The organism is Mycobacterium scrofulaceum, assembly GCF_002086735.1.
Lineage (GTDB): Bacteria > Actinomycetota > Actinomycetes > Mycobacteriales > Mycobacteriaceae > Mycobacterium > Mycobacterium scrofulaceum.
In genome coordinates, this window is record NZ_MVIJ01000018.1 from 1 (window position 1) to 21553 (window position 21553).

18 protein-coding genes are annotated in these 21553 nt (G+C 68.9%); 14 read left to right on the plus strand and 4 right to left on the minus strand.

Translation table 11 applies throughout. From position 1 onward, the window contains the following. Window positions 1–558, minus strand: a 558-nt coding sequence (lppK, locus tag BST44_RS13635) for a lipoprotein LppK (RefSeq protein ID WP_142274486.1), incomplete at its 3' end; no start/stop codon positions are given. Window positions 559–868: 310 nt separating this feature from the next. Between lppK and arc the strand changes: the two genes are divergently transcribed. After that, on the plus strand, window positions 869–2698 hold the full coding sequence (gene arc, locus BST44_RS13640; protein WP_083177711.1) for a proteasome ATPase: 1830 nt from the start codon (window positions 869–871) through the stop codon (window positions 2696–2698). A 36-nt stretch (window positions 2699–2734) separates the two neighbouring features. Here the strand turns inward: arc and BST44_RS13645 are convergent, their stop codons facing one another. Together BST44_RS13645 and BST44_RS13650 are read right to left on the minus strand one after the other, a co-directional pair. Then, window positions 2735–3379: a hypothetical protein gene (locus tag BST44_RS13645; RefSeq protein WP_083177643.1), complete on the minus strand. Its 645-nt coding sequence runs from the start codon at window positions 3377–3379 to the stop codon at window positions 2735–2737. A gap of 9 nt (window positions 3380–3388) precedes the next feature. Continuing rightward, the gene (locus tag BST44_RS13650) at window positions 3389–4573 is read right to left on the minus strand and encodes a hypothetical protein (RefSeq protein ID WP_083177644.1); all 1185 of its coding nucleotides are present in this window, start codon (window positions 4571–4573) and stop codon (window positions 3389–3391) included. A gap of 87 nt (window positions 4574–4660) precedes the next feature. Here BST44_RS13650 and dop point away from each other — a divergent pair, with 87 nt between their 5' ends. The 11 genes from dop (at window position 4661) to BST44_RS13705 (ending at window position 17015) form a co-directional block, all read left to right on the plus strand. After that, the gene (gene dop, locus BST44_RS13655) at window positions 4661–6169 is read left to right on the plus strand and encodes a pup deamidase/depupylase (protein ID WP_083177645.1); all 1509 of its coding nucleotides are present in this window, start codon (window positions 4661–4663) and stop codon (window positions 6167–6169) included. Window positions 6170–6288: 119 nt separating this feature from the next. Next, the gene (locus BST44_RS13660; protein ID WP_007170369.1) at window positions 6289–6483 is read left to right on the plus strand and encodes a ubiquitin-like protein Pup; all 195 of its coding nucleotides are present in this window, start codon (window positions 6289–6291) and stop codon (window positions 6481–6483) included. Beyond that, on the plus strand, window positions 6480–7373 hold the full coding sequence (gene prcB / locus BST44_RS13665; protein ID WP_083177646.1) for a proteasome subunit beta: 894 nt from the start codon (window positions 6480–6482) through the stop codon (window positions 7371–7373). The genes BST44_RS13660 and prcB overlap by 4 nt, the downstream gene beginning before the upstream one ends. Beyond that, entirely contained in the window at window positions 7370–8143 is a 774-nt protein-coding gene (gene prcA, locus BST44_RS13670; protein WP_083177647.1) for a proteasome subunit alpha, read from the plus strand. Before prcB ends, prcA begins: the two co-directional genes overlap by 4 nt. Before the next feature lie 225 nt (window positions 8144–8368). Beyond that, a complete protein-coding gene (pafA, locus tag BST44_RS13675; RefSeq protein ID WP_142274487.1) occupies window positions 8369–9727 on the plus strand; it encodes a Pup--protein ligase in 1359 nt (452 codons plus the stop codon). 223 nt (window positions 9728–9950) lie between these two features. Beyond that, window positions 9951–10955, plus strand: coding sequence for a helix-turn-helix transcriptional regulator (locus BST44_RS13680; RefSeq protein ID WP_083177712.1), 1005 nt, complete (start codon window positions 9951–9953; stop codon window positions 10953–10955). Further along, the gene (locus tag BST44_RS13685; RefSeq protein WP_083177649.1) at window positions 10952–11923 is read left to right on the plus strand and encodes a helix-turn-helix transcriptional regulator; all 972 of its coding nucleotides are present in this window, start codon (window positions 10952–10954) and stop codon (window positions 11921–11923) included. The genes BST44_RS13680 and BST44_RS13685 overlap by 4 nt, the downstream gene beginning before the upstream one ends. Window positions 11924–11995: 72 nt before the next feature. After that, the gene (gene tatA, locus BST44_RS13690; protein ID WP_083177650.1) at window positions 11996–12283 is read left to right on the plus strand and encodes a Sec-independent protein translocase subunit TatA; all 288 of its coding nucleotides are present in this window, start codon (window positions 11996–11998) and stop codon (window positions 12281–12283) included. A gap of 42 nt (window positions 12284–12325) precedes the next feature. Beyond that, entirely contained in the window at window positions 12326–13294 is a 969-nt protein-coding gene (gene tatC, locus BST44_RS13695) for a twin-arginine translocase subunit TatC (RefSeq protein WP_142274488.1), read from the plus strand. Between the two features lie 87 nt (window positions 13295–13381). Continuing rightward, window positions 13382–16162 (plus strand): DEAD/DEAH box helicase, encoded by a 2781-nt coding sequence (locus BST44_RS13700; protein ID WP_083177714.1) that lies wholly within the window; start codon window positions 13382–13384, stop codon window positions 16160–16162. 76 nt (window positions 16163–16238) lie between these two features. After that, the gene (locus BST44_RS13705) at window positions 16239–17015 is read left to right on the plus strand and encodes a DUF4333 domain-containing protein (protein ID WP_083177651.1); all 777 of its coding nucleotides are present in this window, start codon (window positions 16239–16241) and stop codon (window positions 17013–17015) included. A 4-nt stretch (window positions 17016–17019) separates the two neighbouring features. Here the strand turns inward: BST44_RS13705 and BST44_RS13710 are convergent, their stop codons facing one another. Continuing rightward, entirely contained in the window at window positions 17020–18030 is a 1011-nt protein-coding gene (locus tag BST44_RS13710; protein ID WP_083177652.1) for a 5'-3' exonuclease, read from the minus strand. A gap of 50 nt (window positions 18031–18080) precedes the next feature. Between BST44_RS13710 and BST44_RS13715 the strand changes: the two genes are divergently transcribed. Together BST44_RS13715 and BST44_RS13720 are read left to right on the plus strand one after the other, a co-directional pair. Then, the gene (locus BST44_RS13715; protein WP_083177653.1) at window positions 18081–19208 is read left to right on the plus strand and encodes a M24 family metallopeptidase; all 1128 of its coding nucleotides are present in this window, start codon (window positions 18081–18083) and stop codon (window positions 19206–19208) included. Window positions 19209–19242: 34 nt separating this feature from the next. Further along, entirely contained in the window at window positions 19243–21498 is a 2256-nt protein-coding gene (locus BST44_RS13720) for a prolyl oligopeptidase family serine peptidase (RefSeq protein WP_083177654.1), read from the plus strand. Window positions 21499–21553 lie beyond the last annotated feature (55 nt).

A 21553-nucleotide genomic window follows, 5' to 3' on the forward strand; every position in this document is an offset into this window, starting at 1 on the left:
GGCGAACCGCGGAAACGTTATTGGCGCCGGACTGGGCGGCGTCACCGCCGGCGACTTGCCCAGCGCCAATAACGTTTCCGCGGTTCGCCGGGACAACTCCCAACCGCCTTGAAACGGCGTGAATTCCATGGGGAAGTGGAAGCTGCCGTTGGCCGGCTGGGCGGTGTTGACGTCGATGGTCGCCACCACGTTGGACGGCGTCTTGTCCGACCAGGCGATGTCGCGCGCGACGAAGCTCATCGGCAGGTAGCCGTTGTCGCGCAACGCGTTGGTGAACTTGTCCAGGGTGCCCGCGCTTTCGGGGGTAGCGCCTTCGACCAGGCCCACCTTGTTGATGCCGGGTACGTTCGGGTCGGCCAGCCGCGCCAAGATGTCGGTAAGGGCTTCAGGTGTCGGCAGCGGGGTAGTCGGTGAGATGACAACCGTGCTCGAAGTCGGCGGGGCCGCCGGAGGCACAGAGGAGGCGATTCTCGGTTGTTGATGCGACGAACATCCCGAGATGCCGACCGCCGCCAAGACGGTAGCGGCGCTCAAGGCTGCGAGCAGGTGTCGGTGCATTCAGTCGATCAGGCCGGCCGGCGGGTTGGGGCGCTTAGCGAACCGGGCGTCGGGCGTGCGGTCGGGCCAACGGGTGCAACTGAACTCACACCCGCGGGCGCCACGCCGATGCGAGTTGCGCCGGTGAAGCCCGTGGCGAGGCCTTTTGCGGTCACGGCGGCCCTTTCGATCAGCGGGATTAGTGGCCGAGATTACCAACGAGACGAAAATCTTAACTTTTCGTGGGTATTTGACTCCGCACATCATTGGTCAATCGCCGGTAGCTTTGAAGTATCCACCGCGCCAATTCGGTGTGGGAAAGGAGCGCAACATGGGTAGCTCAGAGCGTTCTGAAGCATTCGGTACCCCCCGTGAGTCGGGCATGTCCAGCGGCGATGCTGCCGAATTGGAAGAACTGCGCCGTGAGGCGGCGCTGCTGCGCGAGCAACTCGAGCACGCAGCCGGGGCGCAAGGTGGCGCCCGCTCCGCACGCGACGTGCATCAGCTCGAAGCACGCATCGACTCACTGGCTGCCCGCAACTCGAAGTTGATGGAGACCCTCAAAGAGGCCCGCCAGCAGCTGCTGGCGTTGCGGGAGGAAGTCGACCGGCTCGGCCAGCCGCCGAGTGGCTACGGCGTGTTGCTGGGTGCGCACGAGGACGAGACGGTCGACGTGTTCACTTCGGGCCGCAAGATGCGCCTGACCTGCTCGCCGAACATCGACGTCGCGTCGTTGCGGAAGGGCCAGACCGTCCGCCTCAACGAGGCGCTGACCGTCGTCGAAGCCGGCACGTTCGAATCGGTCGGCGAGATTTCAACTCTGCGTGAGCTCTTGGCCGACGGACACCGGGCGTTGGTTGTCGGCCATGCCGACGAAGAGCGCATCGTCTGGCTCGCCGAGCCGCTGGTGGCCGAGGATCTGCCGGAGGGTCATCCCGACGCGCTCAACGACGACACCCGGCCGCGAAAGCTGCGCCCGGGTGACTCGCTGCTGGTGGACACCAAGGCGGGCTACGCGTTCGAGCGCATCCCGAAGGCCGAGGTCGAAGATCTGGTGCTCGAGGAGGTGCCGGACGTCAGCTACGAGGACATCGGTGGCCTGACCCGTCAGATCGAGCAGATCCGCGACGCCGTCGAGCTGCCGTTCCTGCACAAGGAGCTGTACCGGGAGTACGCGCTGCGCCCGCCCAAGGGTGTGTTGCTGTACGGTCCGCCCGGCTGCGGGAAGACGCTGATCGCCAAGGCGGTGGCGAATTCGCTGGCCAAGAAGATGGCCGAGGTCCGTGGGGACGACGCCCGCGAGGCGAAGTCCTACTTCCTCAACATCAAGGGCCCCGAGCTGCTGAACAAGTTCGTCGGTGAGACCGAGCGTCACATCCGGCTGATCTTCCAGCGGGCGCGGGAGAAGGCGTCGGAAGGGACGCCGGTGATCGTGTTCTTCGACGAGATGGACTCGATCTTCCGCACCCGCGGCACCGGGGTCTCCTCGGACGTCGAGACCACGGTCGTCCCGCAGCTGCTGAGCGAGATCGACGGGGTGGAGGGCCTCGAGAACGTCATCGTGATAGGCGCCTCCAACCGCGAGGACATGATCGACCCCGCGATCCTGCGGCCCGGCCGCCTGGACGTGAAGATCAAGATCGAGCGGCCCGATGCCGAAGCGGCGCAAGACATCTTCTCGAAGTACCTGGTCGAGACGTTGCCGCTGCACGCCGACGACCTCGCCGAGTTCGACGGCGACCGGTCGGCGTGCATCAAGGCGATGATCGAGAAGGTCGTCGAGCGGATGTACGCCGAGATCGACGACAACCGGTTCCTGGAGGTCACCTACGCCAACGGTGACAAGGAGGTCATGTACTTCAAGGACTTCAACTCCGGGGCGATGATCCAGAACGTCGTCGACCGGGCGAAGAAGAACGCGATCAAGTCGGTGCTCGAGACCGGGCAACCGGGTCTGCGCATCCAGCACCTGCTGGACTCGATCGTCGACGAGTTCGCCGAGAACGAAGACCTGCCCAACACCACCAACCCCGATGACTGGGCGCGGATTTCGGGCAAGAAGGGCGAGCGGATTGTCTACATCCGCACGCTGGTCACCGGCAAGAGCTCGAGCGCGTCGCGGGCGATCGACACCGAATCCAACCTCGGCCAGTACCTGTAAGATTCCAGGCCGCGCGGCACCGGGCGCCGCTCAGGGTCAGTCGGTCACCAGCGAATAGCTGTTGGTCAGGTTGTCCTGCAGCACCTGGGCCGCGCGGGTCCTGGTGTCCACTCGCAGCTCCTCGGTGAGCACCCTGGGCTGGTAGGTCCACCCCGCCGGCAGGTCGAGCCGGTCGGCGAGTCGGGGCAGGTCGGCTTGCGACAGGTTGGGGTCGGCGACCTGGCTCAAGGTCTGCATCACCCAGTGCCGCCCCTGCGGGTCGATGAGCTCATAGATCTGTTGGCCGGCGTTGAAGACGAAGACCGTGTGGCGGTTGACCTTGTTCGGAATGTACGGCGCGGGATTCATCGACGACAGCAACACCGTGGCCTGCTGGATCATCTCGATGCCGCCGAAGGTCTTCGTCACCTGCGGCCCCTGGGCTTCCTTTTCGATGCCATTCATCAGCCAGTACCGCGGGCCGTTGAGCAGGGCGGCGGCCACGCCGTTTTCGGCGGCGATGGCGTGCGGGTCGAGGGCGGACCACAGTTCGGCGGGGCAGTCGTTGAGCGGGAAGCTGTTGTACACCGTCGCCTGGGGGCCGGCCTCGCCTGAGGTTACGAGCAGCACTTCGCCGTAGCGTTTTCCGGCCAGGTCGAGTGCGTGTTTGCCGACGACGTGGTCGGATTCGGGGGCGGACACACGGTGAAGTTAGTCACTACCGTCGGTGCCGTCAACAGCAGACGGGGACGGCGCGACGGCGCCGCGGTAGCGGTTGCGGGCCGCCAGGGCCGTGTGCAGGTCGTCGATCAGCGGGTCGAGAAACATTCCCCGGTACTCGGCGTCGTCGACTGCGCGGGCGCTGATGTACATGAACGTCAGTGCGCCCAGGAACAGGCACATGTGGATCAGCGAGTCCGGCGCCGGGAACGTGAAGCCGAATACCGTCGAGGTGGTGGCGGTGTTGTGCGCCCATTCCTTGAGCAGTGGTGGCGTCAGGATGATCAGGCCGAGAATCAGATACATCGTCGCGCCGACGGCGGCCACCACCAGGATCTCGATGAGTTGTGAGGTCGCCAGCAGGAACACCACGTTGAGGCGTTCCGCACGTTTCAGTGGGGCGCCGGCTACGGGATCATGCATCGACGCGAACGGCGTACCGGCAAGGCTCTCGCCGCCTTGGGGTAGCGATGCGGTCGACTTCAACAGCGGCCGCACCCGTTCCACGGTCTTGGACACGACGAAGGTCCCCGCGATGCCGAGCAGGAAAACGATTGCCAGCGTGAGTCTTTCGCCGTTGATGTTCGCCGCCATGAGCCAGACGTAAGTGTTGAAGAACACCAACGCGGTCAGCAACACGATGGGCAGGGCGCGGACCGCCAGCGTGCCCACCGTGGACAGGTGCTCCATCGTCATGCGCACCGCCCACGCGAACACCGAACCGATGCCGCTGCCGGTCAGCACCAACACCAGGACCAGAACGACGGCGTCCCGGGTGAGCTGGATGGGGCCGGACTCGATGACACCGCACGCGACCGCGAGGGCCAGTGCCGCGGTCGCGACGGTCGCGCGGGTGCGCCCGCTCGACAGCCGCGACACCAGCCACCCGGCCAGCGCGGCCAGCGGCAGCGCGACCGCGAGCAGCGCCAGGATCAGCCACTGGTGAGCCGTCGGTGTTCCGCTGATGAAGACCTCGCCGCCGTCGCTGACGAAATAGACGCCGAGCAGGCAGGCCTCCACCGCCGCCCAGGCAGCCAGCGCGGGGGCGCACCGCGGCCACAGCCGTCGCCACCGGCCCCGCCGGGTCAGCACCGACGGCAACCCACGCTCTAAGAACCACTGTTCAGCCGCGGCAGCCTGCCTGCGGTCCGGCGTGCGGCGCCGAGTTGGGTCCACATCCGGTGACCCTAGTGGCGCGCAACCTCGTTCCGGTGGGTTTCCCCCTGCGCGAGGACCGATCGTCGCCCGGCCTACGCTTAGGTCATGCAACGGATTATCGGGACGGAGGTCGAGTACGGCATCTCTTCACCGTCGGACCCGACGGCCAACCCGATCCTCACCTCGACACAGGCGGTGCTGGCCTACGCGGCCGCCGCAGGCATTCAGCGCGCGAAGCGGACCCGCTGGGACTACGAGGTGGAATCGCCGCTGCGGGACGCCCGGGGTTTCGATCTGAGCCGTTCGGCCGGGCCGCCCCCGGTGGTCGACGCCGACGAGGTCGGCGCGGCCAACATGATCCTGACCAACGGGGCGCGGCTCTACGTCGACCATGCCCACCCCGAATACTCGGCGCCCGAGTGCACCGACCCGCTGGACGCGGTGATCTGGGACAAGGCAGGCGAGCGGGTCATGGAGGCCGCCGCCCGGCACGTCGCCAGCGTGCCCGGGGCCGCGAAGCTGCAGTTGTACAAGAACAACGTCGACGGCAAGGGTGCGTCGTACGGCGCGCACGAGAACTACTTGATGTCGCGGCAGACGCCGTTCTCGTCCATCATCGCGGGACTGACCCCTTTTCTGGTCTCCCGGCAGGTGGTGACCGGCTCCGGCCGGGTCGGCATCGGGCCCTCGGGTGACGAGCCCGGCTTCCAGCTGTCCCAGCGCTCCGATTACATCGAGGTCGAGGTCGGCCTGGAGACCACCCTCAAGCGCGGCATCATCAACACCCGCGACGAACCCCACGCCGACGCCGATCGGTACCGCCGGCTGCACGTCATCATCGGCGATGCCAACCTCGCCGAGACGTCGACCTACCTGAAGCTGGGCACCACGGCGCTGGTGCTCGACCTCATCGAGGTCGGGCCGGAGCACGGGATCGACCTGAGCGACCTGATGCTCGCCCGTCCTGTGCACGCGGTCCACGCGATCAGCCGCGATCCGTCGCTGCGCGCCGTCGTGGCCCTGGCCGACGGTCGCGAGTTGACCGGTCTTGCGCTGCAACGGATTTACCTCGATCGGGTGGCGAAGCTGGTCGACAGCCGCGACCCCGACCCCCGCGCGGCCGACATCGTCGAGACTTGGGCGCGTGTGCTCGACCAACTCGAGCGGGATCCGATGGAATGCGCCGAGGTGCTCGACTGGCCCGCCAAGCTGCGGCTGCTCGAGGGATTCCGCCAGCGGGAGAACCTGAGCTGGTCGGCCCCCCGGCTGCACCTCGTCGACCTGCAGTATTCCGACGTGCGGCTGGACAAGGGCCTGTACAACCGGCTCGTCGCTCGCGGCTCTATGAAGCGTCTGGTCACCGAACACCAGGTGCTGGAGGCGGTCGACAACCCGCCGACCGATACCCGCGCGTACTTTCGCGGTGAATGCCTGCGCAGGTTCGGCGCCGACATCGCCGCCGCCAGCTGGGACTCGGTCATCTTCGACCTGGGCGGCGATTCACTGGTGCGCATCCCGACGCTGGAGCCGCTGCGGGGCAGCAAGGCGCACGTCGGAGCGCTGCTGGACTCGGTGGACAGCGCCGCCGAACTGGTGGAACAACTGACCAGCTAAGCCGGTTAGACCGGGGAATGTCGCGGTCGACCGGTAGGGTAGAGAATTACCAGCGGGGCAGTGTGGCTCAGGAACCAAGCAAGCCGCTGAACAAGTTCAGATGAAGCAGGAGGCCGGCGATGGCTCAGGAGCAAACCAAGCGTGGCGGTGGTGGTGGCGACGACGACGACTTCGCCGACAGCACGGCCGCGGGCCAAGAGCGCCGCGAGAAGCTAGCCGAGGACACCGACGATCTGCTCGACGAGATCGACGACGTCCTCGAAGAGAACGCCGAAGACTTCGTCCGGGCATACGTCCAAAAGGGCGGACAGTGACCTGGCCCTTCTCCGATCGCCTGTCTACCAACTCCGCACTCCCGGGCTCGGCCCTTCCCAGAAATCCCGCCGTCGACCTGTCGTCGTTTGCTGACTTTCTGCGCCGCCAAGCTCCGGACCTGCTGCCCGCGAGCCTCGGCGGCGGCGCACACGGCGGTGGGGCCGGCGCGCAGCTGCCGCACGGCACCACCATCGTCGCCCTGAAATATCCCGGCGGCGTCGTCATCGCCGGGGACCGGCGCTCGACCCAGGGCAACATGATCGCCGGTCGCGACGTGAAAAAGGTGTACGTCACCGACGACTACACCGCCACGGGCATCGCCGGCACCGCGGCCATCGCCGTCGAGTTCGCCCGCCTCTACGCGGTGGAACTCGAGCACTACGAGAAGCTCGAGGGCGTGCCGCTCACGTTCGCCGGCAAGGTGAACCGCCTCGCGATCATGGTGCGCGGAAACCTGGCCGCCGCGATGCAGGGATTGGTGGCGCTGCCCCTGCTGGCGGGCTACGACATCGACGCGCCCGACCCCGAGGGCGCAGGCCGGATCGTCTCCTTCGACGCCGCCGGCGGCTGGAACGTGGAAGAAGAGGGCTACCAGTCGGTGGGTTCGGGCTCGATCTTCGCCAAGTCGTCCATGAAGAAGTTGTACTCGCGCGTCGTCGATGCCGATTCCGCCGTGCGGGTGGCCGTCGAGGCGCTCTACGACGCCGCCGACGACGATTCCGCCACCGGGGGACCCGATCTGGTTCGCGGTATCTACCCGACGGCGGTCACCATCGGCGCCGAGGGGGCGGCCGAGGTGCCCGAGAGCCGGATCGCCGAATTGGCCCGCGAGGTCATCCAGAGTCGTTCGCGCGCAGACACCTTCGGCCCCGACGGCGGTGAGAAGTGAGCTTCCCGTATTTCATCTCGCCCGAGCAGGCGATGCGCGAGCGCAGCGAGCTCGCTCGCAAGGGCATCGCGCGCGGCAAGAGCGTGGTGGCGCTGGTCTATGCCGGTGGGGTGCTCTTCGTGGCGGAGAACCCGTCGCGGTCCCTGCAGAAGATCAGCGAGCTCTACGACCGCGTGGGTTTTGCCGCCGCGGGCAAGTTCAACGAGTTCGACAATCTGCGCCGTGGCGGAATCCAGTTCGCCGACACGCGCGGCTACGCCTACGACCGCCGCGATGTCACGGGACGCCAGCTGGCCAACGTCTACGCACAGACGTTGGGCACCATCTTCACCGAGCAGGCCAAGCCCTACGAGGTGGAGTTGTGCGTCGCCGAGGTCGCGCACTGCGGCGAGACGAAACCGCCTGAGCTGTACCGGATCACCTACGACGGGTCGATCGCCGACGAGCCGCACTTCGTCGTGATGGGCGGTACGACCGAGCCGATCACCACCGCGCTCAAGGAGTCTTACGCCGAGAACGCCGACCTGCGCGAGGCGACGCAGATCGCCGTCAAGGCGCTGCGGGCCGGCAGCGGGGACGGGTCCGGCGGGGATCAGCCCTCCCCGGACGTGGGCAGCCTGGAGGTCGCCATCCTCGACGTCAACAGGCCGCGGCGGGCCTTCCGGCGGATCAACCGCGCCACCCTGGAAAGCTTGCTGCACGAGGGAGATTCGCAGCAGCAGGAAACCAACGGTGACGGGCCCGAATCCAACGGCGACTCCGCGGGCTGAATCGGGCTGGATCGGGCCGAGTCGGTCCGGGCTCTTGTTCGCTATAGGCGAAACGCCGGGCGGTTCTGAGTCGGCCGGAGTCACGGCGCCGAAGCGCCGTCACGTCCCGCGACGGTCGCCTCGGGCGGTTCGCGCGCGAGCGCTGGCGGGCTTCGCGAAACTCGTCGGGACCCATAGGCGCGGCTTCCGCACCGTCGCGGTCGGACAACCAGTACCCTCGATTACGTGCAGCGACGAATTATGGGCATCGAGACCGAGTTCGGTGTCACCTGCACCTTTCATGGCCATCGCCGCCTGTCCCCGGACGAGGTCGCCCGCTATCTCTTCCGGCGCGTGGTGTCCTGGGGGCGCAGTTCCAACGTTTTCCTGCGCAACGGCGCACGCTTGTATCTGGACGTGGGCAGCCACCCCGAATACGCGACGGCCGAGTGCGACAGCCTGGTGCAGCTGGTCACCCACGACCGGGCCGGCGAATGGGTGCTGGAAGACCTGCTCATCGACGCCGAACAGCGACTCGCCGACGAGGGCATCGGCGGCGATATCTACCTGTTCAAGAACAACACAGATTCGGCGGGCAACTCCTACGGCTGCCACGAGAACTACCTGATCGTGCGGGCCGGTGAGTTCTCCCGGATCTCCGACGTGCTGCTGCCGTTCCTGGTCACCCGCCAGCTGATCTGCGGGGCCGGCAAGGTCCTGCAGACGCCCAAGGCTGCGACGTTCTGCCTGTCCCAGCGTGCCGAGCACATCTGGGAGGGCGTCTCCTCGGCGACCACGCGCAGCCGCCCGATCATCAACACCCGCGACGAGCCGCACGCCGACGCCGAGAAATACCGGCGGCTGCACGTGATCGTCGGCGACTCCAACATGTGCGAGACCTCGACCATGCTCAAGGTCGGCACCGCGGCGCTGGTGCTGGAGATGATCGAGGCCGGCGTGCCGTTTCGCGACTTCTCGCTGGACAACCCCATCCGCGCCATCCGCGAGGTCAGCCACGACATCACCGGCCGGCGGCCGGTGCGGCTGGCCGGCGGGCGTCAGGCCAGCGCCCTGGACATCCAGCGCGAGTACTACAGCCGGGCCGTCGAGCACCTGCAGACGCGGGAGCCCAACGCCCAGATCGAGCAGGTCGTCGACCTGTGGGGGCGACAGCTCGACGCGGTCGAGAGCCAGGACTTCGCCAAGGTGGACACCGAGATCGATTGGGTGATCAAGCGCAAGCTGTTCCAGCGGTACCAGGACCGGTACAACATGGAGCTCTCCGACCCCAAGATCGCGCAGCTCGACCTGGCCTACCACGACATCAAGCGCGGGCGCGGCGTGTTCGACCTGCTGCAGCGCAAGGGGCTGGCGGCGCGCGTCACCACCGACGAGGAGATCGCCGAGGCGGTTGACCATCCGCCGCAGACCACCCGGGCGCGGCTGCGCGGCGAGTTCATCAGCGCCGCCCAGGCGGCGGGCCGCGACTTCACCGTCGACTGGGTCCACCTCAAGCTCAACGACCAGGCGCAGCGCACCGTGCTCTGCAAAGACCCCTTCCGGGCGGTCGACGAGCGGGTCAAGCGGCTGATCGCCAGCATGTAATCCGGCGCCCACCACCGGTCGCAGCAGAAACAGCAGTCACACCAGCCCCGGCTCGGCGACGCATGTCCGACTCGCAAAGTCGATAGCACCGGCGCTGTCGAGGTTCGCGACGCGGTGGTGACGCGGTAGCCCCGCCAACCCGTGGCTGATGTGGCGATTGTGAATCCTGCGACTCGCCAGCCGGTGCAGGCGCGTGGCGAGCCCCGGCTATAACCTGGTGCGAATGGCGACCTCGAAAGTCGAGCGGTTGGTCAATCTCGTCATCGCCCTGCTGTCCACCCGTGGGTACATCAGCGCGGAGAAGATCAGAACCAGCGTGGCCGGATACGCGGACAGCCCCACCGCCGAGGCGTTCTCCCGGATGTTCGAGCGGGACAAGAACGAGCTGCGCGATCTGGGCATCCCGCTCGAGGTCGGCAGGGCGTCGGCCTGGGATCCCACCGAGGGTTACCGGATCAATCGCGACGCCTACGCGCTCCCGGCGGTCGAGCTCACCGCGGACGAGGCGGCCGCGGTCGCCGTCGCGACGCAACTGTGGGAGTCGCCCGAGCTCATCACCGCCACCCAGGGCGCGCTGCTCAAGCTGCGCGCCGCCGGGGTGGACGTCGACCCGGTGGATATCGGGGCGCCGGTGGCCATCGCGTCGCCGGCCGGTGTGCCCGGGCTGCGCGGTTCCGAAGAGGTGCTCGGGGTCCTGTTGTCGGCCATCGATTCCCGGCAGGCGGTGCAGTTTCCGCACCGGCCGTCGCGGGCCGAACCGTACAGCACGCGCACCGTGGAGCCGTGGGGCGTCGTCACGCAGAAGGGTCGCTGGTACCTCGTGGGCCACGATCGCGACCGCGACGCCACCCGCACGTTCCGGCTGTCGCGGATCGGGGCGGAGGTGAGGCCGATCGGCCCGCCTGGAGCCGTCGTGGTGCCCGAGGACGTGGACCTGCGCCAGATCGTCGCCCGGACCGTCGCCGAGACGCCGACGGGTGCGCGGGCGCGGGTGTGGGTCGCCGACGGGCGGGCCACCGCGCTGCGGCGCGCGGGGAGGTCGACCGGCGCGCGGCAACTGGGCGGCCGCGACGGCGAGGTGATAGAAGTCGACATCGGGTTCAGTGACCGGCTCGCGCGCGACATCGCCGGTTACGGGGCCGACGCCGTCGTGCTCGAGCCGCAGGCGCTGCGCGAGGACGTGCTGGCGCGGCTGCGCGCCCACGTGGGCGAAGGGGGACTGCGATGACATCCGTCTCCACCCGCCTGGTCCGGCTGCTCAACATGGTGCCGTATTTCCAGGCGAACCCGCGGGTCACGCGGGCCAAGGCGGCCGCCGACCTGGGGGTATCCGCCAAGCAGCTGGAGGAGGACCTCAACCAGCTGTGGATGTGCGGCCTGCCCGGCTACTACCCGGGCGACCTGATCGATTTCCAGTTCTCCGGCGACACCATCGAGGTGACGTTCTCGGCGGGCATCGACCGGCCGCTCAAGCTCACCTCGCCGGAGGCCACCGGTTTGCTCGTGGCGCTGCGGGCGCTCGCCGACATCCCCGGCGTGGTCGACCCCGAGGCGGCGCGCAGCGCGATTGCCAAGATCGAGGCCGCGGCAGGCGCCGCCGGGCATGACGCCACCGGCTCGGTGACGGCGGCCGACGAGCCCGCGCCCGCGGAGAGTCCCGCCGCGGCCGCCGTGCGCACGGCCGTGCAGCGCAAACACGCGCTGGCCATCGACTATTACTCGGCGTCGCATGACGCCATGACCAGCCGGGTCGTCGACCCCATCCGGGTTCTGCTGATCGGGGGACACAGCTACCTGGAGGCCTGGTCACGCGAGGCCGAAGGGATGCGGCTGTTCCGCTTCGACCGGATCGTCGACGCCACCGAACTGGACGAGCCCGCCGCCCCGCCCGAACTCGCCGTGCAGGCCCCGCCGGACACGTCGCTGTTCGACGGCGATCCGGCGCTGCCGTCGGCCAGGCTGCGGGTGGCGCCCACTGCGTCCTGGATGTTCGAGTACTACCCGATGCGCGAGGTCCGGGAGCTGCCGGACGGATCGTGCGACGCGGTGATGACCTATGCCTCAGAGGACTGGATGACGCGCCTGGTGCTCGGCTTCGGGTCGGCGGTGCGCGTGCTCGAACCGGCGTCGCTCGCGAAACGTGTCCGGGATGCCGCGGCCGCGGCGTGCGAGTCCTACGAGGCCCTTACCGCTTGAGGCCACGGCGCGGGCGGCCCGGTGGATCGCCGCGCTGCGGTAGCATCGGGTAGACGTCTGGAGGTAATCAAAGTGGGCAGTCTTAGTCCGTGGCACTGGGCGATCCTCGCTGTGGTGGTGATCCTGCTCTTCGGTGCCAAGAAGCTCCCCGATGCAGCACGTTCGTTGGGCAAGTCGATGCGCATCTTCAAGTCCGAGCTGCGCGAAATGCAGAGCGAGAACAAAGCGGAACCGTCCGCGTTGGAGACCCCCGCGCCGAGCAGCGCGCCCTCCGCGGCGAACCCCACTCCCGTGCAGTCGCAGCGAGTCGACGCTCCGGCGGCCACCGAGCAGGGGCACTCTGAAGCACGCCCGGCTTAGCCCGCCATCGTCGCGGTGCCCGAGCGCCACTGAACGAGCGTCGTGAAGGTTTTCAAGGTTTCAGCGCGCACTGCCGGCGTGCTGAGGCGCCTCAATCCGCGTAATCGGCGCAGCCGCTCCAACCCCGACGCGACGATGTCGCTCGTCGACCACCTGACCGAGCTGCGCACCCGGTTGCTGCTGTCGCTGGCCGCCATCCTGATCACCACGATCTTCGGGTTCGTCTGGTACTCGCATTCCATCTTCGGGCTGGAAAGCCTCGGCGAGTGGCTGCGCCACCCGTACTGCGCGCTGCCCCAATCCGCGCGGGCCAGCATCAGCGCCGACGGAAAATGCCGGTTGCTGGCCACGGCGCCGTTCGACCAGTTCATGTTGCGGCTCAAGGTCGGGCTGACCGCGGGGGTCGTGCTGGCCTGTCCGGTGTGGTTCTACGAGCTGTGGGCGTTCATCACGCCCGGGCTGTACCAGAAGGAGCGCCGCTTCGCGGTCGGGTTCGTCGTACCGGCCGCGGTCCTGTTCGTGGCGGGTGCGGTGCTGGCGTACTTGGTGCTGTCCAAGGCGTTGGGCTTCCTGCTGACAGTCGGCAGCGACGTCCAGGTGACGGCGCTGTCCGGGGACCGGTATTTCGGCTTCCTGATCAACCTGCTGGTGGTGTTCGGGGTCAGCTTCGAGTTCCCGTTGCTGATCGTCATGCTCAACATGACCGGTGTGCTGCCCTATGAGCGGCTCAAGTCCTGGCGGCGCGGCCTGATCTTCGCGATGTTCGTGTTCGCGGCCGTGTTCACCCCGGGATCCGACCCGTTCTCGATGACCGCCCTGGGCCTGGCGTTGTCGGTGCTCCTCGAATTCGCCATCCAGATCGCCCGCCTGCACGACCGGCGAAAGGCCAAGCGCGAAGCCCAGGCGGCGATCCCCGACGACGAGGCATCGGTGATCGAGCGGCCCGCGCCGCTGCAGGAATCGGTGCGAGAGCCGTCGTTCACCGCCGGCCAGCATGACGATGTCACCTAAGTCCTCATCGCGCGAGCGACCGTGTTTGTACAGCGACACGCCGTATCCGATGTGCATTTGCGGACCTTCGCGCGGCCGGGCGACGGCGTGACCGAACTGGCCGAGCTGACCCGGTTCACCGCCGAATTGCCCTTCGCGCTCGACGGTTTCCAGCGGCGGGCGTGCGCGGCGCTGGAACGGGGCCACGGCGTGCTGGTGTGCGCGCCGACCGGAGCCGGCAAGACCGTGGTGGGCGAATTCGCCGTGCACCTGGCGCTGGCGGCCGGCGGGAAGTGCTTCTACACCACGCCGCTCAAGGCGCTGAGCAACCAGAAGCACACCGACCTGACCGCGCGCTACGGCCGCGACCGGATCGGCCTGCTGACCGGTGACATGTCGGTGAACGCCGACGCGCCCGTGGTGGTGATGACCACCGAGGTGCTGCGCAACATGCTCTATGCCGATTCGCCTGCGCTGCAGGGGCTTTCGTATGTGGTGATGGACGAGGTGCATTTCCTGGCGGACCGGATGCGCGGTCCGGTATGGGAGGAGGTGATCCTGCACCTGCCCGAGGAGGTGCGGGTGGTCAGCTTGTCGGCGACGGTGAGCAACGCCGAGGAGTTCGGCGGCTGGATCCAGACGGTGCGGGGCGATACGACCGTGGTGGTCGACGAGCACCGGCCGGTGCCGTTGTGGCAGCACGTGCTGGTGGGCAAGCGGCTTTTCGACCTGTTCGACTACCGGAGCGCCGAGCCGGGCGAGCACCCCGGCGCCGCCCGGGAGGCACGCGTCAGCCCGGACCTGGCGCGCCACATCGCGCACCGCCGCGAGGCGGACCGGATGTCGGACTGGCAGCCCCGCCGCGGGCGTGGTGCCGGCCGCGGCGGTCCCGGCAGGCCGCGCTTCTACCGTCCACCCGGGCGCGCGGACGTGATCGCGACCCTGGACTCCGAGGGCCTGCTGCCGGCGATCACCTTCGTCTTCTCCCGCGCCGGCTGCGACGCCGCCGTCCAGCAGTGCCTGCGCTCGCCGCTGCGGTTGACCACCGAGGAGGAGCGGGCGCAGGTCGCCGAGGTCATCGACCACCGCTGCGGCGACCTCGCCGACGCGGACCTGGCGGTGCTCGGCTACTACGAGTGGCGAGAGGGGCTGCTGCGCGGTCTGGCCGCGCACCATGCCGGCATGCTGCCGGTCTTCCGGCACACCGTGGAGGAGCTGTTCACCGCCGGGCTGGTCAAGGCGGTATTCGCCACCGAGACGCTGGCGCTCGGCATCAACATGCCCGCTCGCACGGTGGTGCTGGAACGGCTGGTGAAGTTCAACGGCGAGCAGCATGTGCCGCTGACGCCGGGGGAGTACACGCAGCTGACCGGGCGCGCCGGCAGGCGCGGCATCGACGTCGAAGGGCACGCGGTCGTCCTGTGGAATCCCGCCGAGGAGACCACCGAACCGTCGGCGGTCGCGGGTCTGGCCTCCACCCGGACCTTCCCGCTGCGCAGCTCGTTCGCACCGTCCTACAACATGACGATCAACCTGGTCCAACAGATGGGCCCCGAGCAGGCGCACCGGCTGCTGGAGCAGTCGTTCGCGCAGTACCAGGCCGACCGCTCCGTGGTCGGCCTGGTCCGCGGCATCGAGCGCGGCAAGGCGATGCTCGCCGAGATCGCCGCCGAGCTGGGCGGGCCGCGGGCGCCCATCCTCGACTACGCCCGGATGCGGGCACGGATCTCCGAGCTGGAACGCGCGCAGTCGCGCGCGTCGCGGCTGCAGCGGCGGCAGGCGGCCAGCGACGCGCTGGCCGCGCTGCGGCGAGGTGACATCATCAACATCACCCACGGCCGGCGCGGCGGCCTGGCCGTGGTGCTGGAATCCGCCCGCGACGGCGAGGACCCCCGCCCGCTGGTGCTTACCGAAAACCGTTGGGCGGGGCGGATTTCGACCGCCGACTACTCCGGTGCGTCGGCCCCGGTCGGGTCGATGCCGTTGCCCAAGCGGGTCGAGCACCGCCAACCGAGGGTCCGGCGCGACCTGGCGTCGGCGCTGCGGTCGGCGGCCGCCGGGCTGCAGATTCCGGCCAGGCGCCGCGCCGGCCGTGGCGACCACGACGGCGCATTCCAGGACCCGGAGCTGGCGTCGTTGCGGGAGGAGCTGCGTCGGCACCCGTCGCACAACAGCGCCGGGCTGGAGTCCCAGGTCCGGCAGGCGGAGCGCTACCTGCGCATCGAACGCGACAATGCGCAATTGGAGAAGAAGGTCGCCGCCGCGACCAACTCGCTGGCGCGGACGTTCGACCGGATCGTCGGCCTGCTCACCGAGCGAGGCTTCATCCAAGGCCCGGACACCGATCCCCGCGTCACCGACGACGGCCGGTTGCTGGCCCGCATCTACAGCGAGAGTGACCTCCTGGTCGCCGAATGCCTGCGCAGCGGGGCGTGGGCCGACCTGAAGCCGGCCGAGCTGGCGGCGGTGGTCTCGGCGGTGCTGTACGAGACCAGGGGCGGTGGCGAAGGCCCCCGGGGGGCGTTCGCCGCCGAGGCGCCCACGCAGCGCGTGCGGCAGGCCCTACAGCAAACGTCGCGGCTGTCGTATGCGCTGCGCGCCGACGAGCAGACGCACCGGATAGCGCCCAGTCGCGAGCCGGACGACGGCTTCGTCAACGTCATCTATCGCTGGGCGAAATCGGGGGACCTCTCCGCGGCGCTGGCGGCCGTCGACCCGGTCGGCACCGGGTCGCCGCTGTTGGCCGGGGATTTCGTGCGCTGGTGTCGTCAGGTGCTCGACCTGTTGGACCAGGTCCGCAACGCCGCCCCGGACGCGGAGCTGCGAGCCAACGCCAAGCGTGCCATCAATGACGTTCGGCGCGGCGTCGTCGCTGTTGACGCCGGGTAGGCTGAGCCGAAGCTACCGTAGATCCAACAACCACAAGCCGATAGTTCGTGCCGAGACAAGGGGCTGAGGAGAGACGATGAGCGGACCGCAAGGACCGGAACAGCAGTGGCAACCGCCCGGCCAAGGTAGCGATCAGTCCTCCGAACCGACGCAGGTCGGTTCGCCCTGGCAGCAGCAGCCCGGCCAGGAGGGGACCTGGCAGGCCCCGGCCTACACGCCGCCCGCCGAGTACCCCCAGTACCAACAGCCGGCCGAACAGGCGTACCCGCAGCAGTACCCCCAGCAGCCGGGTTACGGGCAACCCGGCCAGTACGCCCAGCCGGGCCAGTACGCCCAGCCGGGCCAGTACGCCCAGCCGGGACAGTATGGCCAACCCGGTCAGTACGCCCAGCCCGGCCAGTACGGGCAGCCGGGGCAGTACGGGCAGCCGGGGCAGTACGGCCAGCCCGGTCAGTACGGTCAGCCGGGCCAGTACCCGCAGCAGTACCCGCCCTACGAACAGCAACCGGCCAAGAAGCGGCCGGTCGGACTGATCGCCGGCGTCGGCGGGGCGATCGCCTTGCTGCTCATCGCGGTCGTGCTGGTGCTCGGCTTCTGGCAGCCCGGGTTCTTCGTCACCACCAAGCTGGACGTCAGTAAGGCGCAGGCCGGTGTGCAGCAGGTCCTGTCCGACGAGACCAACGGCTACGGCGCGAAGAACGTCCAGAACGTCAAGTGCAACCACGGCCAGAACCCGACGGTCAAGAAGGGCGCCACCTTCGACTGCGACGTCAGCATCGACGGCGCCCCCAAGCACGTGACGGTGACCTTCCAGGACAACAAGGGCACGTACGAGGTCGGCCGCCCGCAGTAGTCGGCTACGCCGGCAGCCCGTCGAGCGCTTTCTGTAACCGGGCCACCGAGGACCCGACGCCCAGTCTGGTCGCCAGCTTGGCGGTGCGTTGCGGGTCGCCGGCGGCCAGCGGTAGCGCGTCGGTCGGTGTCGACAGGTTGACGGGCGCGTCGGTGGCCACCCGCACCACCTGGCCGGCGGCCTCGATGTAGTCGGTCGCGCCCAGCAGCTTCGAGCGCAGGCCCTTGGCCATCTTCGATTTCGGGTCGCGGGCGGCCGCCAGGATGTGTTCCAGCGACCCGTGCTGAGCAAGCAGCGTCGCCGCCGTCTTCTCGCCGACGCCCGGAACGCCCGGCAGGCCGTCGGACGGGTCGCCGCGCATCAGCGCGAACTCGGCGTAGGCGGGGCCGGCCCGATGCTCCGGCACACCGTAGCGGTCGGCGACCTCCGCCGGGCCGAACAGGGTGGCTTTGGCCAGCCCACGTCCCAGGTAGAGCACCCTGACCGGGACCGGATCGTCGGCTACCACCTGCAGCAGGTCGCGGTCCCCGCTGACCACCACCACCGGGTCGCGGCGCTCGCGGGCGGCCAGCGTGCCCAGCACGTCGTCGGCCTCGAAACCTTCGGCGCCCGCGGTCGGGATCCCGAAGGCATCCAGCAACTCCATGATCATGTCGATCTGTGGCGAGAGGTCGTCGGGGACCTCTTCGACGTCCGGTTCGCCCGCGGGCTCGGCTTCCGCGACGCGATGCGCCTTGTACGACGGGACGAGGTCCACCCGGAACTGCGGGCGCCAGTCCAGGTCCAGGCAGACCACCAGCCGGCTGGGGCGTTGTTGGTTGATCACCACGGCCATCGAGTCGATGAAACCGCGCACGGCGTTGACGGGCCGGCCGTCGGGCGCGGTGATCGAGGACGGCACCCCGAAATACGACCGGAACCACATGCTGGCCCCGTCGAGCAGGGCAACAGGGGATCGCGAGCGCGGCGAAGCCGGGCGCTGCAGGTCGCCGCTGCCAGCTGGGGGTTTGGTCATGCCGGTATCGTCTCACGCCGCCGAGCGCCGACCGGGTTAGCCTGGCTGCCATGGAATCTCATCGGTTCGACACCGGGGTGTATGCGCGCCGGCTGAGGACGGCGGCCGACGCGACCGCCGCCGCCGGATTGTCCGGGCTGGTCATCACCCCGGGCTACGACCTGCGCTACCTCGTCGGGTCGCGCGCCCAGACGCTCGAGCGTTTCACCGCGCTGGTGTTGCCGGCCTCCGGTGATCCGACGGTGGTGGTCCCGCGGCTGGAGCTCGCCTCGCTCAAGGGGTCGGCCATTGCGGAACTGGGGTTGGCGGTGCGGGATTGGGTCGACGGGGACAACCCGTACGACGTGGTGGCCGCCGCGCTGGGCGGGACGCCCGCGTCGACCGCCGTCACGGATTCCATGCCGGCGCTGCACCTTTTGCCGCTCGCCGGTGTGCTCGGTGTGCTGCCCGTGCTGGCCACCGGCGTGATGCGGACCCTGCGAATGGTCAAAGAGGAATGCGAGATCGACGCCCTGCGCAAGGCCGGGGCGGCCATCGATCGCGTGCATGCCCGGGTGCCGGAGTTTCTGATCCCCGGCCGGACGGAGGCCGACGTGGCCGCCGACATCGCGGAAGCGATTGTGGCCGAAGGGCATTCGGAGGTGGCCTTCATCATCGTGGGCTCCGGGCCGCACGGCGCCGACCCGCACCACGGATATTCGGATCGCGAACTGCAGGTCGGTGACATTGTCGTCGTCGACATCGGCGGCGCCTATGAGCCCGGCTACCATTCGGATTCGACCCGCACCTACAGCATCGGTGAACCGGAAATCGAGGTGGCACAGCAGTATTCGGTGCTGCAACGGGCGCAGCGCGCGGCCCTCGACGCGGTGCGCCCCGGCGTGACGGCCGAGCAGGTGGACGCAGCCGCCCGCAACGTGCTGGCCGCCGCCGGACTCGCGGAGCGCTTCGTGCACCGCACCGGCCACGGCATCGGGCTGTCGGTGCACGAGGAGCCCTACATCGTCGCGGGCAATGACCTGAAGCTGGCCGCCGGTATGGCGTTTTCCATCGAGCCGGGCATCTACTTTCCGGGCCGGTGGGGCGCCCGCATCGAGGACATCGTCGTCGTGACCGACGACGGCGCCCTGGCCGTCAACAACCGGCCGCACGAGCTGATCGTGGTGCCCGTGGCATAGCCTCCCCGGCCCGTCGGCGCGTACGTTGGGCGTGATGTCACTTCTCGATCTGACTCTCCTTCCGATTCGCATCGCACGCCACATCGCCGACACGCTGGTTCATCCCGCCGCCCCGGCACCCGCCCCACCCGCCGACCTCGTGGTGGTCGGCGGGATGCCCGAGGGTGTGCCGCCGGCGGCCTTGCGCCCCGAGCCGCGACTTCCGGTGCCGTCGGGATGGCCTTTCGGCGAGGACTTCCCACGCACCTGCGGCGCGGGCCGCGTCGCCGCCGGTGCCCTCTTTTGGACCGATTTCCTCTACGACGACCACGGCGCCACCGGCCTGCCGATCGGCGACCTGAAGGTGCAGGCGCCGCCGCGCGGCACCTACGTCTACCCCGACGGTCCCGCGGCCCGCAACGGCGCCGACATCTTCCGCGTCGGGATCGGGCTCACCGCGACCCACACCTGGTGGCGGATCGACTGGAACACGCTGGTGGACGCCTCGGTCCCCATCGCGCTGTTCGCCCTCGACACCGATCCCGCCCGGACCGCGCCGGAGCAGTGGCCCGCCGGGGCGGGGGTGCGCTCGGCCGGTATCGACGCGGCCCTGCTGATTTCGGGCAGTGGCGCCGCCCTGATCGACCTGACCACCGGGTCCACGACGCCGGTACAGCACAGCGTCGACATGGGGTCGCGCACGTTTCTGGCGCAGGTGCCGCGGACCCTGCTGGAGCCGGCCGGCAACTGGACGGTGCGGCTGGCGGCGGGACTGGCCAACGCGGCGGGGGACGGTTTCGCCGACGTGCCCGCCGAGCACGGCGCGCTGCCCGGGCAACCCAACGTCTATAACGTCGCATTCCGCACCCACGCGCAGGAGCCGCCGCACCTGAACTTCTGGTCGGACGCCGCCCAGGCCGAGGCCCTGACACGCGGCGACGTGTCGAAGTTCGCCGTGACGGTGGCATGGGATCGGCTGGCGGCCGGTGAGACTGAACCCGAGCCGGTGATCACCGGCCCGTCGACACGGTGGTACGTGTCCTCGGTCGAGCTGGGCCAGGGTGTCGCCGCCGACGACATCTTGAGCACCAAGCCGCAGTTCCTCGGTCGGGTGCAGCCGTATTCGGTCTGCCTGCCGTCGAGCTTCAGGCCGGGCCGGATGCTGCCGTTGACCCTGCTGCTGCATTCGCTCGCCCTGGGGCAGAGCCAGTTCGCCGCCATCGATCCCCGCCTGCTGCACCAAGTGTGCGAGCGACGCGACTCGGTGGTCATCACGCCGCTGGCCCGCGGCCCGTCGACGTGGTACTTCGACACCGGAGAACTCGACGTCTGGGAGGTGTGGGCGCGCGTCGCCGAACAACTCGGCACCGATCCCAACCGCACCGTGATCTCGGGTTACTCGATGGGCGGTTATGCCGCCTACAAGCTGGGATTGGCCTACCCGCAGGTGTTTTCGCAGGCGGTGGTGCTGGCCGGTCCGCCGACGTGCGGGGTGCGGCTGCTGCCCGACGTCGACATCCCGGCCGACCTCGACCCGGACTCGCCCTGCGCCCGCGAGGGCGATACGTGGAAGCTGCTGGTGAACGCCCGCTGGCTGCCCTATGTCATCGCGCACGGGCTGGTCGACGAGCTGGTGCCGTTCGCGTCGGTCGCCGAGCAGGTACTCGAACTCGACCGGCTGGGCTACCGGCACCGCTTCACCGTGTATCCGTTCGAGGACCACATCGCCTGGGTGTTGCAGGACAAGTTCGAGGACCCGATTGCCCACATGGAAACCGGCTTGCGGCAAGCGGATCCGGGACACATCACGTTCGCGTGGCATCCGCAGCTGGTGCGCGACGACCTGGGCATCGGACCGCACCGGGTGTGGTGGTTGTCCGGTCTGACCGCGGACCCCGCGGTGACGGCGCGGCGCGGGGCCATCGCCGAAGTCGACGCGCGTTCGTATGCACGTCCGGACCCGACGCACACCGTCGGGCACCGTCGCGGGTTCCTCCTGGATTTCGACCCGACACCGGGCGTGTACAGCGAACTGGACTGGCGGGTGGGCGCGCCAGTGGGCCCGCTGCCCTATGTCACGCTTCGGCTGACCGGGGTCGCCGGGGTGACGGTGGATGTCCAGCGCGCCGGATTGGCCGCGTTGTCGGCGTCGACGATCACGGTGGCCACCGACACCGCCGCACGGATCACTTTGAGTGGGCTGCCCGCGGGTGTCAGGGTGGGCCTCGATGGTGAGACGGCCGAATCGACCATGGCGGTGCCGGCGGGACGGCACCGCATCACGTTGTCCGCGCGGGCTGTGGATGAATGAGTTGTGCCCGCTTCGTGGCCGCGGCTAGCTTGGTCAAGACCATCATTGGGTGAAT